Raw genomic sequence first — 14,410 nt, 5'->3', positions numbered from 1 at the left:
GAGATGAACGTAAGGAAGGGCCCCCTGCTATGCACGAGGCGTTAGCAGGGGACCCTTCCTTACATGCCGTCAGGTCAGCGGGCCGGCGGGGGAGTCCGGGCGCTCGACGTCCACGAACTCGATGTCGTCGACGGCCCGGTCCCGGCTGCCGGCGGCCCGCGCGGCACTGCCGGCGGCCCAGCCGATCGCGGCGCCGACCAGGGCCGCGCCGATCAGCAGGGTCCAGGGCAGCGCGGGACGGCGTCCGGCGAGCGCGTCGAAGGCCACGCTGGCCCGGTGACGTGCCTCCTCGGCCGCCGATCCGACCAGCTCACCGGCGTCGTCGGCGAAACCGGCCGAGGTGTGCCGGGCCGAGCGGGCGGCGTCCCGGATGCTGCCGCCCGCCGAGACGAGGTGTTGCCACGCCTGGTCCGTGATCTGTTCCGGCTTGCTGCGACGGTCCAGCAGGTTGCTTCCGAACATGTGGTTCCCTCCTCGACAGTGCCGAAGCCGGTGGCCGGTGCTGACCTCGGACGTCGGCGGTTCGCCATCGAGGCTGTGCCCCGCCGGACGCCACCGCAAACCAGCGTGCGCGCGTCGTCGGTGATGCTGGGCACACTCCGCCACCGGTATCGGGAGGTCGCAGGTCAGGCCGCCGACCGGCGAGGGCACGCCGGGATCCCGGATGTCGGACGGGTGAGCCATGGCCCGCTACCCTGGTTCGTCGGTGCGGGCCTCGGCTTGCCCCAAGTGATAGGAAGTAATAAGTCCGGATATGGGTGATTTGACGCGCCGATGTCCGCGAATTGCTCATCCCGAGGGGTGGCGACCGAGGCCGTCGGAGGAATACTCTCGGTCGCGGCCCGCGTACTGATGAGGCGCCCGTCGTACGGGCGAGTGGAGGTGCTCGCGTGAGCCTGTCGATCCTGCAGACGGTTCGGCCCGGTGGTGTCATCGAGATCGCCCCTCGGGGTGAGATCGACGTCGACACCGCGTACGAGGTGAAAGAGGCCATCGCCGAAGTGCTGGCCAAGGGGCGGCCGGCCCGGATCGAGCTCAACATGCGGCTGGTCACCTTCATCGACTCCGTCGGCATCAGCGCGATGGTCGCCGGCTTCCAGACCGCTGAGGTCAGCGGCGTCAAGCTGGTCGTCACCGAACCCAGTCGGTTCGTGCACCGACAGCTCTGGGTGACCGGGCTGCTCGGTCTCTTCGGCGCACCGGAGCCGTACTACGCCGGTGCCGCCGCCACCCCCGAGGTCCTTCCCGGCGGCTGACCGTCAGTCGCCGTCGAGGCCGGACAGGTTCACGTCGGAGACCTCGGTGACGGCGCGGACCGCGGTCACCGTGGCGTACCCGTCGGCGAGCCACGCCAGGTCGGTGCCGGGCTGCACCGCCTGACCGGGTTCCTCCAACGCGGTCCGCACGAAACCGTGGCCGGACTCGGCGACGGTCATCTGCACCTGCCCGAAGGTCGCCAGCCCCGCCCGACGTACGCCGCGCAGCCGGTCGGGCGGCACGTCCGGCGAGTTGACGTTGAGCACGCTCTCCGCCGGCCCGGCGGTCAGCCGGGGGAGCAGGTCCAGGGCGACGTGGGCGGCGGTCGCCCAGTTCCGTTCGGCGTCGCGTACCCGGGCCGCGGCGGCCACCGCGGCCCCGCCGCTGACGGCGGTCGCCTCACCGGCGGAGAGCACGTCCAGCGACACCGCCAACGCCCGGCAGCCGTTGGCGGCGGCGGTGAACGCCGCGCCCACGGTGCCGGAGTGCAACACCGCCCGGCCCGCGTTCGCCCCCCGGTTGATGCCGGAGAGCAGCACCGTCGGCGGCGGCCCGAACGCGCCGTGCACGGCGATCAACGCGATGAAGCCGGGCGAGCCGCCCACCCCGAAGGCCGGCACCCCGGCCAGCCCCGGCAGCGGATGCTCGTGGACCACCACCTGCCCGTCCTGCTCGACCGCGCTCATCGCGGCGCTGGTGCCGCTCGCCTCCTCCAACGGGGCCGCGACCACCACGTCCAGCCCCCGGTCCACCGCCGCCCGGGCCAGCGCCTGGATACCCGGCGCGGCGATCCCGTCGTCGTTGGTGATCAGCACGCGCAACGTCATGCGCCACCCACCCGGTGCGCCAACTCGTCGGGGGTGGTGCGTTCCTGCCGGCGGACGCCGGCCGGCTCCAGGCGTACCCGGTCCACCAGGCCGGTGATCGAGTCGAGCCGCCCGGTGCCCAGCCCGTGCCGGGTGACGTTCAGCGCGCCGGCCGCCGCGCCGGTCCGGATCGCGGTACGTACGTCACCGCCGCGCGCCACCACGGCGGCCACGCTGGCGGTCATCGAGTCACCCGCACCTCGCGGGTCGGCCGCCTCCAGGCGGGGCATCCGCACCTCGAAGACCTCGCCGTCGACGAGGGCCAGTGCCGGCTTGTCGGCGCGGCTGACCACCACGTTCTCGGCCCCGTTGGCGTGCAGGTCGTACATCGCTCGGGTGAGCTGCTCCTCGTCGTCGTCGGTTGCGCGACCGTCGGCGATCAGCTCCTCGTGGCTGACCTTGACGAAGAAGACCCCGCTGTCCAGCACGGCGTTGAGGTGGTCGCCGCAGAGGTCCACCACCACCCGGCTGCCGTTGGCGCCGAGGTCGGCGGCGAAACGCCGGTACAGGTCGGCGGGGACCAGCGACGGGTCGTTCGGGCCGCTCAGGATGCTCACCGCCGCCCGCAGTCCCTCGCCGAGCGCCAGGTTGTAGAGCTCGTCCAGCTCGTGTCGGCTCAGCGGCTGCCCGGTCACGTCGACGATCTCCTGCCGGGTGCCCTCCCGACGGTCGTGCACGTACCCGCCGCTGCCGCCGGAGTCGCGCGCCACCACCTTGAGGTCGACGCCCTCGCTGACCAGCAACGGCTCCAGCACCTGTCCGATCTCGCCGCCGAGGGCGGTGCAGAGCACCACGTCGATGCCGTGCGACAGCACCATGCGGGCCTGCCAGACCCCCTGGCCGCCGGGGTGCAGGTGCAGTTCCGGCGTGTCGTTGGGCTGGTCGATCGTGACCGTGAGCAGGGGCGTCGGCGCGAAGACCATCACGTGCCCGGTCGGCGCGCTCACGACGCACCGTCGCACTGGGTCCACTGCGGTCCGCTCATAACCGTTCCTCCCGGTCGCCACGAAATGTCCGCTTCGATGTCGACGGTAACCAAGGTGGGCCGAGAGCGCGCGGCGACGGGCGGGGCGGTCCGGGACGGCCGGGGCGGCGTGCGGGAACGACGACGCCGGGTGGACCGTCCCTCACGAGGGCGGCCACCCGGCGTGCCGTGTGGATCAGTACACCGACAGGTGCACGTGGTTGGTGTGGTCGCTGGACGGGTCGCCACGCGCGCCGCTGTACGTGCGCCAGCCGCTGCTGGGCAGCCAGATCTGCTTGTACCAGATCACGTAGAGCACGGCGAGACGGTCGGCGTTGTTGACGTAGAACGCCGCCAGGTTGTTGCCGTACGTCCGGTCGCCGCCGGTGGCGACCCCGCCGAAGCCGTTCTTCTGCGCCGCGAAGTCGCAGGCCCGACCCTTCGGGTGCTCACCCGAGCCGCCCGCGCGGTAGCAGGAGACGTACCTGGTGAAGCCGGCCGCCTTGGTCTGGTTGAGCGCGTGCAGGGTGCGCGGGGTGATGCAGCCGTTGGCCGGGGTGGGGTCGTTGACGCTGCACGACTCGGCCGGCCAGGAGCCGTTGGCGTTGCGCGGCGCGGGCTTGGCCGTGGGGCTGCTGGAACCGCCGCTGCGTGCCGGGGTCCGGCTGGCCCGCTCCTGCGCCGCGGCCCGCTCGGCCCGCTCGGCGCGTTCCTCGGCCACGGTCAGCGAGCGCTCGGCCTGCTCCTTGCGCTTGGCCATCACGGCCACCTGCTTGCGCTGCTCCTGCACCTCGACGTCGAGGGCCTGCTTGGTCCTGCCGACCTCGTCGCGGGTGGCCCGCAGGTCCCGCAGCGCGCGTTCCTCGTTGGCCGCCACCGCGTCCAGTGCCGCCGCCCGGTCCATGAAGCCGGCCGGGGAGCCGCTGTTGAGCAGCGCCGTCGCCGCACCGAGTCGACCGCCGCGATACGCCTGCGCGGCGATCTCGGCGACCTTGGCGCTGCGTTCGGTGAGCTGGCCCTCGGTCGTGGTGAGCTGCTCGGCGAGCTTCTTCTGCCGGTCGACCGAGCGGTCCAGGGCGGTCTTGGCGTCGAGGTAGCCCTTGCTGGCCGCCTCCAACTGGGCGCGTAGCGCCGGTGTGCCGCCCTCGTCGCCGACGTCACCGGGGGCCGCGGAGGCAGCGCTGAACGGAGCGAGCGCGGCGCCCAGGGCGAGGGCGAGCCCCGCGGCGATCAGGGCCGCCGTACGGGCGGCCGGTCTCACGGTTGCCACTGCTGGCATGCACATGTCCTTCCGTCAGCCGCCGACCGGGTTAGCTGACGGGTTCGGGACGGAAGATCCCTACCGCTGGACGCGGATGCACCCCTGGAACATGGTTCCCCGGTTCGCCCTCGCGGGCGATTAGGCGGCGGTCACCGCCGGCACCGTCGAGTGCCGCCTGGCGGAGACCGGGTCCGAGCCTACCGGTGCTGGTGGGGACCGTGCAGCCGGTGTGACTCCTGGTGTTCCCCTGACCACGAGTAAACCAGACATAAGGTATTTTTGTTGTCTTTCGCGCTACTGGTCCCGCTACCACTCCACCGTCCCGCAGGCACCGGCACTCGTCGCGGGCTCGATCTGGAGCGTCGCGTGCGTGATGTCGAAGTCCTCGCGCAGCGCCGTCCGGGCCGCGCGGAGCACCGCGCCGACCTCGGCGCCCTCGGCCGTGGCCAGGTGGGCCGAGGCCACCTCCATCCCGGAGGTGAGCGTCCAGACGTGCAGGTCGTGGACGTCGGCCACGCCGGGCACCGCGGCCAGCCGGTCGTGCACGGCGGTGACCTGGAGGTGCTCCGGGGCGGCCTGCACCAGGATGCGGACCGCCGCCCGGCCCAGACGCCAGGTGCGCGGCAGGATGAACGCGCCGATCGCCACCGCCACCAGCGGGTCCGTCCACCACCATCCGGTCAGCGCGGTCAGCGCCGCCGCCGCGATCACGCCCAGCGAGCCGAGCAGGTCCGCCAGCACCTCCAGGTACGCCCCGCGCAGGTTGATGCTCTCCCGCGCCCCGGGACGCAGCAGCGCGAACGCGACCAGGTTGGCGAGCAGGCCGAGCGTGGCCACCACCAGCACCGGCCCGGTCCGCACCTGCGGCGGGTCGCCGAACCGGCGTACCGCCTCGACCAGCACGTAACCGGCGACGCCGACGAGCAGCACCGCGTTGGCCAACGCGGCGAGCACCTCCAACCGATAGAGGCCGAAGGTGCGTTGCGGATGGGCGTCCACGCGCCGGGCGGCGGTGAGAGCCGCGAGCGCCATCCCGATGCCGAGCACGTCGGTGAACATGTGCCCGGCGTCGGAGAGCAGGGCTAGCGAGCCGGTCCGCAGGGCGGTCACCGCCTCCACCACCATCAGCGTGGTGAGCAGCACGAACGCCGCCCACAGCCGGCCGGAGTGGCGGTGTGCGGCGTGCGACACCGCGGCGTGGTGGTGGTCGTGGCCCGCGCCCACGCAGACACCTTGCGCGCTGCGTCCGACCCGGGGCGGAGCTATGCCGACATTGCTATATGTGCGCGCTCAGTCGGTCAGGTCGACCGTGGTCAGCCGCTGGGTGGCCCGGGACAGGGCGACGTAGAGCGTACGCACGCCGGAGCCGGGATCGGCACGGATCTCGCCGGGGGCGACCAGCACCACCCCGTCGTACTCCATGCCCTTGGCCTCCAGGCTGGTCACCACCTGGAGACGCTCGCCGCCGAGCCCGCCCAGCCAGGCCGCGACCTCGTCCCGGCGCGGCACCGGCGTGATCACCCCGACGGTGCCCTCGACCTCGCCCAACAGCGTGCTCGCGGCGGTCAGCACGCTGGTCTCCAACTCCGTCGCCGGCACCACCAGCTCCACCGGGTCGATCCCGGTGGTCCGGACCGCGGTGGGCAGGGCCAGGTCCGGGTACGCCCGGCGGATCTCGGCCGCCGCCACGGCGAAGATCTCCGCCGAGTTGCGGTAGTTGGTGGTGAGCGTGAACCGGTGCCGTCGACGGCGTCCCAACGCCTGGTCCCGGGCCCGGGACAGCTCCTGCGGATCTCCCGTCCACGCGGTCTGCGCCGGGTCACCCACCACCGTCCACGAGGCCAGCCGACCGCGTCGGCCGATCATCCGCCACTGCATCGGTGAGACGTCCTGCGACTCGTCCACCACCACGTGCGCGTAGTCGCGGTAGTCCTCGGGTCGCTCGCGAGCGGCCTGGCGGGCGGCCCGCTGCCGGTCGGCGTACGTGCTCAGCTCGCGCACCCCACCGGCGAGCTGGAACGGGTCACGTTTCGCCCGGGCCGGACGCACCGGCTTGCCGAGCAACGCGTCCAACTCGTCGAGCAGCGCCACGTCGGCGACGGTCGGCCCCTCGGCGGCCAGCCCCCGGTACGCCTGCTCCAGCAGCCGGATCTCGGCCCGGGACAGCAGCCCGGCGGCGTACCGGCGCAGCCGCTCCGGATCGGCCAGCCAGCCGAGCACGTGGCGGGGATGCAGCCGGGGCCACCACGCCTTGAGGAAGTCCCGGAAATCCGTCCGGTCGATCAGCTCGTCCTCGAAGGCCCGCTGCTCGGGCAGCCGGGGGATGCCCAACCGGCGGGCCTGTGCCCAGAGCGCCGCCAGGATGCCGTCGAAACCGGCCCGGCGGACCTCGTTGCGTCGCGCCCCCCGGGGCAGCGCCCGCTCCCGGACGGCGTCCAACTCGGCGCGCTCCAGCCGCAGCAACTGCCCCCGGTAGAGCAGGCGCAGCTCGGCCGGCGAATCGGGTACGCCGTCCCGGGCCGCCCGCTCCAACAGTCGGCGCATCCGCAGCGACCCCTTGACCGCGGCCACCTCGACCGGGTCGGTGCGGGTGGCGACCAGCCCGGGGAAGAGGGTGCCCAGCGAGTGCAGGGTCGCGGTGTCCTCGCCCAGGGACGGCAGCACCGAGGCGATGTACTCGACGAAGACCGAGGACGGGCCGACCACCAGGATGCCGCCACCGGCGTACCGGCTGCGGTCGGAGTAGAGCAGGTACGCGGCGCGGTGCAGCGCCACCGCCGTCTTGCCGGTGCCCGGGCCGCCGGACACCAGCGTCACCCCCGAACCGGGGGAGCGGATGGCCTCGTCCTGCTCGCGCTGGATGGTCGCGACGATGTCGCGCATCCCCCGACCGGTGGTCCGGGACAGGTTCGCCAGCAGCGCGCCGTCGCCGACCACCGCCATCTCCGCCGGAGCGGCGTCCGGGTCGAGCAGGTCGTCCTCGATCCGGGTGACCCGCTCCCGGCTGGACTGGATCGTCCGGCGGCGCACCACACCGAGCGGCTCGGCCGGGGTGGCCTGATAGAACGGGGCAGCCGCCGGGGCACGCCAGTCGACCACCAGGGTCGCGGCGTCCTCGTCCCGGATGCCCAGCCGTCCGACGTGGAACACCTGCCCGTCGCGCAGGTCCAGACGGCCGAAGACGAGCCCCTCGTACTCGGCGTCGAGCACGTGGCGGCGCTGCGCGGCGTGGAACACCATGGCGTCCCGCTCCACCAGCGCGCCGAAGTTTCCGACCCGGGCCAGCCGGTAACCGTCCCGCTCGGCACGGACCGCCGCGCGCCGCAGCTCGGCCAGTCGTGCGTACACCCGGTCGAGATGCCGTTGCTCGACGGCGATCTCCTGGTCCAGGGTGCTCTGGTCCACCGCTTCGTTCTCCTCGTCACGCCGGCCCGGCCAACCGCACGAGATTACGCCCCACCTCGCGGACGTGCGGAGGCACCGGTCCGGGTGCGAGTCCTACCGGCGGCGGGCGCGGCCGGCGGCGGAGCGGCGACCGGTGGGCCGGGCCTCGGCGAGCACCCGATCCAGCACACCGGAGAGCGCCGCGGTGACCTCCTCGGGACGCTCCATCATCAACATGTGCCCGGCCCCGGGACAGACGGTCAGCTCGGTGGCCGGCAGCGCGGCGGCGATCGACTCCGCGCACGGCGGCGGGGTGAGCCGGTCCCGGTCGCCGACCAGCGCCGCCGCCGGCAGGTCCGCCAGCGCGGCCAGCGTCTCCAGCCGGTGCTGGGCGCCGAAGGAGGCCCGGAACCCGCCGATCGAGCGTAGCGAGGCGCGCGCCACCGCAGAGGTGACCAGGCGGATGTCGGTCGGGTCGCAGCGGTCGCCGAAGAGCATCCAGCGAATGCTGGGACGGAGCGCGCGCAGCAGGGCCCGGGGCGGACGCCAGGCGCCGCAGCGGGCGAGCACCCCGGCCCCGGTGGTCTCCGCCAGCCGGATGATCCGGGCGATCCGGGGTGACAGGCCGTAGACCGTGTGCGTGTGCCCCTCGGCGGTGGTCGAGACGAAGACCAGCCCGGCCACCCGGCGGGCGAAGTGCCCGGGGTGCCGGTGCGCGTACTCCATGATCGTCATGCCGCCCATGGAGTGACCCACCAGCACCACCCGCCCGGTCGGCACCACCGCGTCCAGCACCGCGGCCAGGTCGTCACCGAGTTGCGCCAGTGTCGCCGTGGGCAGCGTCATGCAGCTCGACCGGCCATGCCCCCGCGCGTCGTAGCTGACCACCCGCACCGACCGGTACGCCGTGCGCAGCGCCGCCACCTGCCGGTGCCAGCTACGCCCGTCGAGCGTCCAGCCGTGCACCAGGACCGCCGTGACCTCGGCGTCCGCCGGGCCGTCGACGTCCACGTGCAGGCGTACGTCGTCGCTCAGTCGCACCTCGACCGGATCTGACATCGCCACCTCCCCAGGCACACGCGGATGCGGTAACACCGGGGATACCCGGCGGTAACACCGGCTACCCGTTATGAGACCACGCGAATCGGGGTGCTGAGAAGATCCCGGAACCGGGTACGTCGGCAGGACGATCCGGTCAAGCTGGGACCATGGCGACGCCCCGGACGGCCGACCCACGACCGGACGACCGAGCGGCCGGCGGAACCCCCCGCGCCGCACTGGCCGAACTGCTCGCCGGCAACCGCCGCTTCGTCAGTGGCCAGCCGGTGCACGGACACGACGTCAGCGCCGCCGCCGCGTGCGCCTCCGGCGACCAGCAGCCGTACGCGGTCCTGCTCGGCTGCATCGACTCGCGGGTGCCGCTGGAGGCGATCTTCGATCAGACCTTCGGCTCGATCTGCGTCATCCGCACCGGTGGCCACGTGCTGGACCGCGCGGTCCTCGGCTCGATCGAGTACGTGGTGGACGTGTTGGGCGTACCACTGGTGATGGTGCTCGGTCACGAGCGTTGCGGCGCGGTGGCCGCGACGATCGACACACTGCGTACCGGTCGTCGCCCGTCCGGTGCCCTGGCCCACCTGATCGACCGGATCGCCCCGGCGGTGACCGAGGTGGGGCTGGACGACCCGCAGGTGCAGCCCCTGGCCGTACGCCGGCACGTCCGGCGCACCGTCACGACCCTGCGCGCCGACCCGCTCCTGGCCCCCGCCGTCGCCTCCGGCCGGGTCGCCGTGACCGGTGCCCTCTACACCCTCACCACCGGCGAGGTCGCCCTCCTACCCCCCACCCCCTGACCCGCCCCCCGCCCCGCCGCCGCCCGCTCGGGGCCGCGCGATCATGGACTCGTGGCTCGTGTTCCGAGGCTTTTCATGTGGTTTATCACTGCCACAAGTCCATGATCGACGGGGTGGGGGTGTGGCGCGGCGTCCTGGGGTGACGTGGGCGGGTGGGGACGCGCGAACGCCCGCCGGGTGGGCCCGGCGGGCGTTCGTGATGGTGCGGGTGGTGCGGGGCTGTGGTGCGGGGCTCAGCCCTCGAAGACACCGGCCTCGACCAGGCGCTTCTCGGTGGCGTCCCAGCCGTCGCCCGGGTGGGCGGCGTTGAGGCCGTTGATCTCCGCCCGGATCTTGGTGGCGTGTCCGGCGGCGGCCAGCACCCGGATCTCCTCGACGAAGGCCTCGGAGTCGGTGCGCAGGTGCGCGGTCTTGCCGTTGGTCAGGTTCCGCACGTAGGCGTGCTTGCCGCCGTTGAGCGGGATCAGGTACTTGAACTCGCCCAGCACGCTGAGTGCGCCACCCTGGCCAGCCTGGCCGGCCCGGACTGACGCGCGCGCGGTCTTAGAGGTGTTGCTCGCCACGGAGGTACTCCTTGCAGACGTACGGAGGACGGGAAACGTCCGGGGGCTGGTGCGGGCGGTACCGAACGGGTGACCCGCAGAGGCTGTACGCGGCACAGGCCGCCGATGGAACTGTACACGAGCCACGATCCCGGCTGGTCGTCGCGGCGTCACGAGGTGGAACCGCAGTCACCTGTCCGGGTATTCCGACCGGCGGATTTCCCGATTCGCTGGCGCACCATCCGTCACAGGAGTCATCATGTGTTCCAGCAACGCACCCGGTCCGGGTCGAGGTCGTAGGGGAAGACGCACCTCGCTCTCCGGGAGGTCACCGTGCCAACGCGTGGCGTCGTATACGTCCATTCGACCCCGCTCGCCGTGTGCTCACACGTCGAGTGGGCGATCGCGCGCGTCCTTGTCGCGCCGGTCAACCTGCAGTGGACGGCTCAACCCGTCGATCCCGGCGCCCGCCGGGCCGAGTGCGGGTGGTCCGGTCGCCCGGGGACGGGCGCCGAACTGGCTGCTGCCCTCCGGCAGTGGCCCATGATCCGTTTCGAGGTGACCGAGGAGCCCAGCCCGGGCGCCGACGGAGAACGCTTCATGTACGTGCCGGGGCGCGGGCTGTTCCGGGCCACGGTCGGTGCCGCCGGGGACATCCAGCTCGGCGAGGACCGGCTGCGCAGCATCATGGCCGCCGCCCGGGGGCCGGAGGCGCTCGCGCACGCGCTGGACAAGGCGCTCGGCACCGCCTGGGACGCCGAGCTGGAGCCGTACCGTCACGCCGGTGACGGCGCTCCGGTGACCCTGCTCACCCGGGTCGGCTGAGCGGGCGACCCGAGGCCCGCCACCTCCGGCGGCGTACCGGCCGCCCGTCCACCGGCTGGCGGTCGAGTTGCCCCGGTCCGCGACAAGCTGGTGGGATGGGCCGCGTGTCGACCACCCCTCGGCGCGTCGTCGCCGCGTTCGTCGCCGTGACCGCGTTACTCGTCACCGGCTGCTCGGGAGCCGGGCAGCGACCGGGGACCACCCCGTCGTCGGCCCCGGCCACCGAATCGGCACCGCCGTCGAGCGCACCGCCGGACGATCCGGCCGCCCGGGCCGCCGCGCTGGTCGCCGAACTCGCCGACGAGGACCTGGTCGGCCAGGTGCTGATGCCGTACGCCTACGGCGACCAGGCCACCGAGGTCTCGGCCGGATCGGCGGCCGGCAACCGGAACCTCGGTGGCGTGGACACCCCGGCCGAGATGATCGAGAAGTACCGGCTCGGTGGGCTGATCCTGGTCGGCTTCAGCGCCGACGACCCGACCCAGAGCAACCAGGCGACCACCAACGTCGACAACCCGAAGCAGGTCCGCCAGCTCACCACCGGTCTGCGCGAGGCCGCCGGCAAGCTGCCCGCCGGTACGGCGCCGTTCCTGATCGGCACCGACCAGGAGTACGGCGTGGTGACCCGGATCACCGACGGGGTGACCATGCTGCCCAGCGCGCTCGCCGCCGGTGCCGCCGACGATCCGGCGTTGACCGAGGCCGCCTGGCGGGCCGCCGGCACCGAGCTGGCCGCGATGGGGATCAACCTCGACTTCGCGCCGGTCGCCGACGTGCTGGTGAAGCGCAGCACGGTGATCGGTTCCCGGTCCTTCGGCGCCGACCCGGAACGGGCCGCCGGCCAGGTCGGCGGTGCGGTCCGAGGGTTGCAGGCGTCCGGCGTCGCGGCCACCGTCAAGCACTTCCCCGGGCACGGGCACAGCGCCGTCGACTCGCACGAGGACCTGCCGGTGCTCAGCCAGTCGCGCAAGAAGCTCGCCGCCGAGGCGTGGCCCCCCTTCACCGCCGGCATCGAGGCGGGCGCCCTGGCCGTGATGTCCGCCCACCTGGACGTGGCCGAGGTCGATCCGGGGGTGGCCGCCACCTTCTCCCGCAAACTCCTCACCGACGTGCTGCGCGGTGAACTCGGCTTCCAGGGCGTGGTCGTCACCGACGGGATGAACATGCCGCCGGCCCGCCGCTGGGGGCCGGGTGAGGCGGCGGTACGCGCACTCAAGGCCGGCAACGACCTGATCCTCATGCCGCCGCACGTCGGTCAGGCGTACGACGGGCTGCTGACGGCGCTGCGGGACGGCTCACTGCCCCGGGCCCGACTGGTGGAGGCGGCCACCCGCGTCCTGACCATGAAGTTCACCCTGGCCGACAAGCCGGTCCCGGAGATGTCGACGCTGCGCGCTCCGGCGCACCTCGACGCCGCCGGTGACCTGGCCGCCGCCGCGGTGACCGTGTTCAAGGGCCGGTGCGACACCAGCGGGGTCAAGGGCCCGGTGACCGTCACCGCCTCCGGCGGGCGGGAGCACACCCGGACCGCGCTGACCGAGGCGCTCACCGCCGCCGGGGTGCAGGTGGTGTCCAGCGGCGGCACGGTCGTGCACCTCGTCGGGTACGGCGACGGGGCCCGCGACCTGCGCTCCGGAGCCGCCGTCACGGTCGCCATGGACACCCCGTACGTGCTGGCGCAGGCGGGTTCGCCGACGCTGCTGGCCACGTACTCGTCGAGCCGGGCCTCGATGACGGCGCTCGCCGACGTCCTGGCGGGCAAGGCCGCGCCGCGCGGACGGTCCCCGGTAAAGGTCTCCGGGCTGCCCGCCACCACCTGCGGCTGACCCGCCGACGCCCGGCGGGGCCGACCGGGCCGGAACAAGCCACGACCCCGCCGACGCGTGGTGCGTCGGCGGGGTCGGTGCGGCGCTGCGGTGATGTGCGCCGCCGGGTGTCTCAGGCCCGGGTGAAGACGAGCGCCACGTTGTGACCGCCGAAGCCGAACGAGTTGTTCAGCGCGGCCGGGATGTCCATGTGGCGGGCCTTGCCGGCGGCCACCTCGAGGTCGAGGCCGTCGTCCGGGTCGTCCAGGTTGATCGTCGGCGGGACCACGCTGTCGCGGATCGACAGGATGGTGGCGATCGACTCCAGCGCGCCGGCCGCGCCGAGCAGGTGCCCGGACATCGACTTGGTGGCGGTCAGCACCGGGTGGTCGCCCAGCGCCGCGTGCAGTGCCTTGATCTCGGCGATGTCGCCCACCGGGGTGGACGTGGCATGCGCGTTGACGTGGCTGATGTCGGCCCGGTCCACGTCCGCGTCGGCGATCGCCTTCGCGATGGCCCGGATCGCCCCGGCGCCCTCCGGGTGCGGCTGGACGATGTCGTAGCCGTCGGAGGTGATACCGGCGCCGGCCAGCCGCGCGTACACCCGGGCACCCCGGGCGGCGGCGTGCTCGGCGCGCTCCAGCACCACGATGCCGGCGCCCTCACCGAGGACGAAGCCGTCCCGGCCCTTGTCCCACGGTCGGGAGGCCCGCTCGGGCTCGTCGTTGCGGGTCGACATGGCCCGCATCGAGGCGAAACCGGCGATCGGCAGCGCGTGGATCACCGCTTCGGTGCCACCGGCCACCACCACGTCGGCCCGACCGGCCCGGATCATGTCCAGACCCAGCGCGATCGCCTCCGCGCCAGTCGCGCAGGCGCTGGCCACCGAGTGCACACCGGCCTGGGCGCCGAGTTCCAGACCCACCCACGCGGCGGGACCGTTGGGCATCAGCATGGGCACGGTGTGCGGGGAGACCCGCCGGGGGCCGGACGCCTCCAGGATGTCGTCCTGGTTGAGCAGGGTGACCGCGCCACCGATGCCGGAGCCGATGCTGACCCCGATCCGTTCCGGATCCGCTCCGGCGTCGACCAGGCCGGCGTCGGCCCAGGCCTGGTGGGCGGCGATCAACGCGATCGCCTCGGAGCGGTCCAGCCGGCGCAGCTTCACCCGGTCCAGGACGGTGGAAGGATCGACCGCCAGTTCGGCGGCGATCCGGACCGGCAACTGACCGGCCCACTCCTGGGTGAGCGCACCCACCCCGGAGCGGCCGGCGAGCATGGCGTCCCAGGTCGACGCGACGTCCCCGCCCAGCGGGGTGGTCGCGCCGAGCCCGGTGACGACGACGTCAGGACGACTCATGATCAGGACTGCGCCTCGATGTAGCTCACGGCGTCCCCGACCGTCTTGAGGTTCTGGACCTCGTTGTCCGGGATCTTGACGCCGAACTTCTCCTCGGCCGCCACCACGACCTCCACCATGGAGAGCGAGTCGACGTCCAGGTCGTCGGTGAAGGACTTCCCCTCGGCCACGTCGTCCGGGTTCACCCCGGCAACCTCTTCGAGGATCTCGGCGAGGCCGGTGGTGATCTCGTCACGGGTCATTGCGGTGGGTTCCTCTCATCGGGATTTCTCGACGGTCGGCGACGCCGTCCG

14 protein-coding genes and 1 riboswitch are annotated in these 14,410 nt (G+C 73.1%); of the genes, 4 read left to right on the top strand and 10 right to left on the bottom strand.

The annotated features are described in order from the left end of the window. Positions 1-69 precede the first annotated feature (69 nt). Positions 70-462 (bottom strand): hypothetical protein, encoded by a 393-nt coding sequence (locus ACIBMZ_RS13560; protein ID WP_396693371.1) that lies wholly within the window; start codon positions 460-462, stop codon positions 70-72. 428 nt (positions 463-890) lie between these two features. On the opposite strand from ACIBMZ_RS13560, the gene ACIBMZ_RS13555 reads away from it, so the two are divergent. Continuing rightward, the gene (locus tag ACIBMZ_RS13555; RefSeq protein WP_357216275.1) at positions 891-1,256 is read left to right on the top strand and encodes an STAS domain-containing protein; all 366 of its coding nucleotides are present in this window, start codon (positions 891-893) and stop codon (positions 1,254-1,256) included. 3 nt (positions 1,257-1,259) lie between these two features. Here ACIBMZ_RS13555 and surE read toward each other — a convergent pair whose 3' ends face one another. The 6 genes from surE to ACIBMZ_RS13525 form a co-directional block, all read right to left on the bottom strand. After that, a complete protein-coding gene (gene surE, locus ACIBMZ_RS13550) occupies positions 1,260-2,084 on the bottom strand; it encodes a 5'/3'-nucleotidase SurE (protein WP_396693369.1) in 825 nt (274 codons plus the stop codon). Beyond that, a complete protein-coding gene (locus ACIBMZ_RS13545) occupies positions 2,081-3,046 on the bottom strand; it encodes a PfkB family carbohydrate kinase (protein WP_396693534.1) in 966 nt (321 codons plus the stop codon). The genes surE and ACIBMZ_RS13545 overlap by 4 nt, the downstream gene beginning before the upstream one ends. A 237-nt stretch (positions 3,047-3,283) precedes the next feature. After that, positions 3,284-4,366 (bottom strand): coiled-coil domain-containing protein, encoded by a 1,083-nt coding sequence (locus ACIBMZ_RS13540; protein WP_396693367.1) that lies wholly within the window; start codon positions 4,364-4,366, stop codon positions 3,284-3,286. Between the two features lie 4 nt (positions 4,367-4,370). After that, positions 4,371-4,503, bottom strand: a riboswitch (cyclic di-AMP (ydaO/yuaA leader). A 151-nt stretch (positions 4,504-4,654) separates the two neighbouring features. Further along, positions 4,655-5,572, bottom strand: coding sequence for a cation diffusion facilitator family transporter (locus ACIBMZ_RS13535; protein WP_396693365.1), 918 nt, complete (start codon positions 5,570-5,572; stop codon positions 4,655-4,657). A gap of 66 nt (positions 5,573-5,638) precedes the next feature. Beyond that, positions 5,639-7,753, bottom strand: a complete 2,115-nt coding sequence (locus ACIBMZ_RS13530; protein WP_396693363.1) for a HelD family protein — start codon at positions 7,751-7,753, stop codon at positions 5,639-5,641. Positions 7,754-7,846: 93 nt separating this feature from the next. Next, entirely contained in the window at positions 7,847-8,791 is a 945-nt protein-coding gene (locus ACIBMZ_RS13525; RefSeq protein WP_396693361.1) for an alpha/beta fold hydrolase, read from the bottom strand. A gap of 149 nt (positions 8,792-8,940) precedes the next feature. Here ACIBMZ_RS13525 and ACIBMZ_RS13520 point away from each other — a divergent pair, with 149 nt between their 5' ends. Next, positions 8,941-9,585, top strand: coding sequence for a carbonic anhydrase (locus ACIBMZ_RS13520; protein ID WP_396693359.1), 645 nt, complete (start codon positions 8,941-8,943; stop codon positions 9,583-9,585). Positions 9,586-9,818: 233 nt separating this feature from the next. On the opposite strand, the gene ACIBMZ_RS13515 is transcribed toward ACIBMZ_RS13520, so the two are convergent. Next, on the bottom strand, positions 9,819-10,148 hold the full coding sequence (locus tag ACIBMZ_RS13515) for a hypothetical protein (RefSeq protein WP_117229745.1): 330 nt from the start codon (positions 10,146-10,148) through the stop codon (positions 9,819-9,821). A gap of 312 nt (positions 10,149-10,460) precedes the next feature. On the opposite strand from ACIBMZ_RS13515, the gene ACIBMZ_RS13510 reads away from it, so the two are divergent. Next, on the top strand, positions 10,461-10,952 hold the full coding sequence (locus ACIBMZ_RS13510; RefSeq protein ID WP_396693357.1) for a DUF3145 domain-containing protein: 492 nt from the start codon (positions 10,461-10,463) through the stop codon (positions 10,950-10,952). 95 nt (positions 10,953-11,047) lie between these two features. Further along, the gene (locus ACIBMZ_RS13505) at positions 11,048-12,778 is read left to right on the top strand and encodes a glycoside hydrolase family 3 protein (RefSeq protein ID WP_396693355.1); all 1,731 of its coding nucleotides are present in this window, start codon (positions 11,048-11,050) and stop codon (positions 12,776-12,778) included. Between the two features lie 112 nt (positions 12,779-12,890). On the opposite strand, the gene fabF is transcribed toward ACIBMZ_RS13505, so the two are convergent. Further along, positions 12,891-14,117, bottom strand: coding sequence for a beta-ketoacyl-ACP synthase II (gene fabF / locus ACIBMZ_RS13500; protein ID WP_396693353.1), 1,227 nt, complete (start codon positions 14,115-14,117; stop codon positions 12,891-12,893). Between the two features lie 2 nt (positions 14,118-14,119). Next, positions 14,120-14,359: an acyl carrier protein gene (locus tag ACIBMZ_RS13495; RefSeq protein ID WP_053653162.1), complete on the bottom strand. Its 240-nt coding sequence runs from the start codon at positions 14,357-14,359 to the stop codon at positions 14,120-14,122. Positions 14,360-14,410 lie beyond the last annotated feature (51 nt).

Source organism: Micromonospora sp. NPDC049900 (assembly GCF_044461025.1).
Lineage (GTDB): Bacteria > Actinomycetota > Actinomycetes > Mycobacteriales > Micromonosporaceae > Micromonospora.
Note: the sequence above shows the minus strand (reverse complement) of the source record. Positions and strands in the feature narration are given on the sequence as shown.

What these genes read in the sequence shown, in the direction of transcription:
- ACIBMZ_RS13560 (WP_396693371.1), bottom strand. Translation starts at nt 462, where the DNA reads ATGTTCGGAAGCAACCTGCTGGACCGTCGCAGCAAGCCGGAACAGATC.
- surE (WP_396693369.1), bottom strand. Translation starts at nt 2,084, where the DNA reads ATGACGTTGCGCGTGCTGATCACCAACGACGACGGGATCGCCGCGCCG.
- ACIBMZ_RS13545 (WP_396693534.1), bottom strand. Translation starts at nt 3,046, where the DNA reads ATGGTCTTCGCGCCGACGCCCCTGCTCACGGTCACGATCGACCAGCCC.
- ACIBMZ_RS13540 (WP_396693367.1), bottom strand. Translation starts at nt 4,366, where the DNA reads ATGCCAGCAGTGGCAACCGTGAGACCGGCCGCCCGTACGGCGGCCCTG.
- ACIBMZ_RS13525 (WP_396693361.1), bottom strand. Translation starts at nt 8,791, where the DNA reads ATGTCAGATCCGGTCGAGGTGCGACTGAGCGACGACGTACGCCTGCAC.
- ACIBMZ_RS13520 (WP_396693359.1), top strand. Translation starts at nt 8,941, where the DNA reads ATGGCGACGCCCCGGACGGCCGACCCACGACCGGACGACCGAGCGGCC.
- ACIBMZ_RS13505 (WP_396693355.1), top strand. Translation starts at nt 11,048, where the DNA reads ATGGGCCGCGTGTCGACCACCCCTCGGCGCGTCGTCGCCGCGTTCGTC.
- fabF (WP_396693353.1), bottom strand. Translation starts at nt 14,117, where the DNA reads ATGAGTCGTCCTGACGTCGTCGTCACCGGGCTCGGCGCGACCACCCCG.
- ACIBMZ_RS13495 (WP_053653162.1), bottom strand. Translation starts at nt 14,359, where the DNA reads ATGACCCGTGACGAGATCACCACCGGCCTCGCCGAGATCCTCGAAGAG.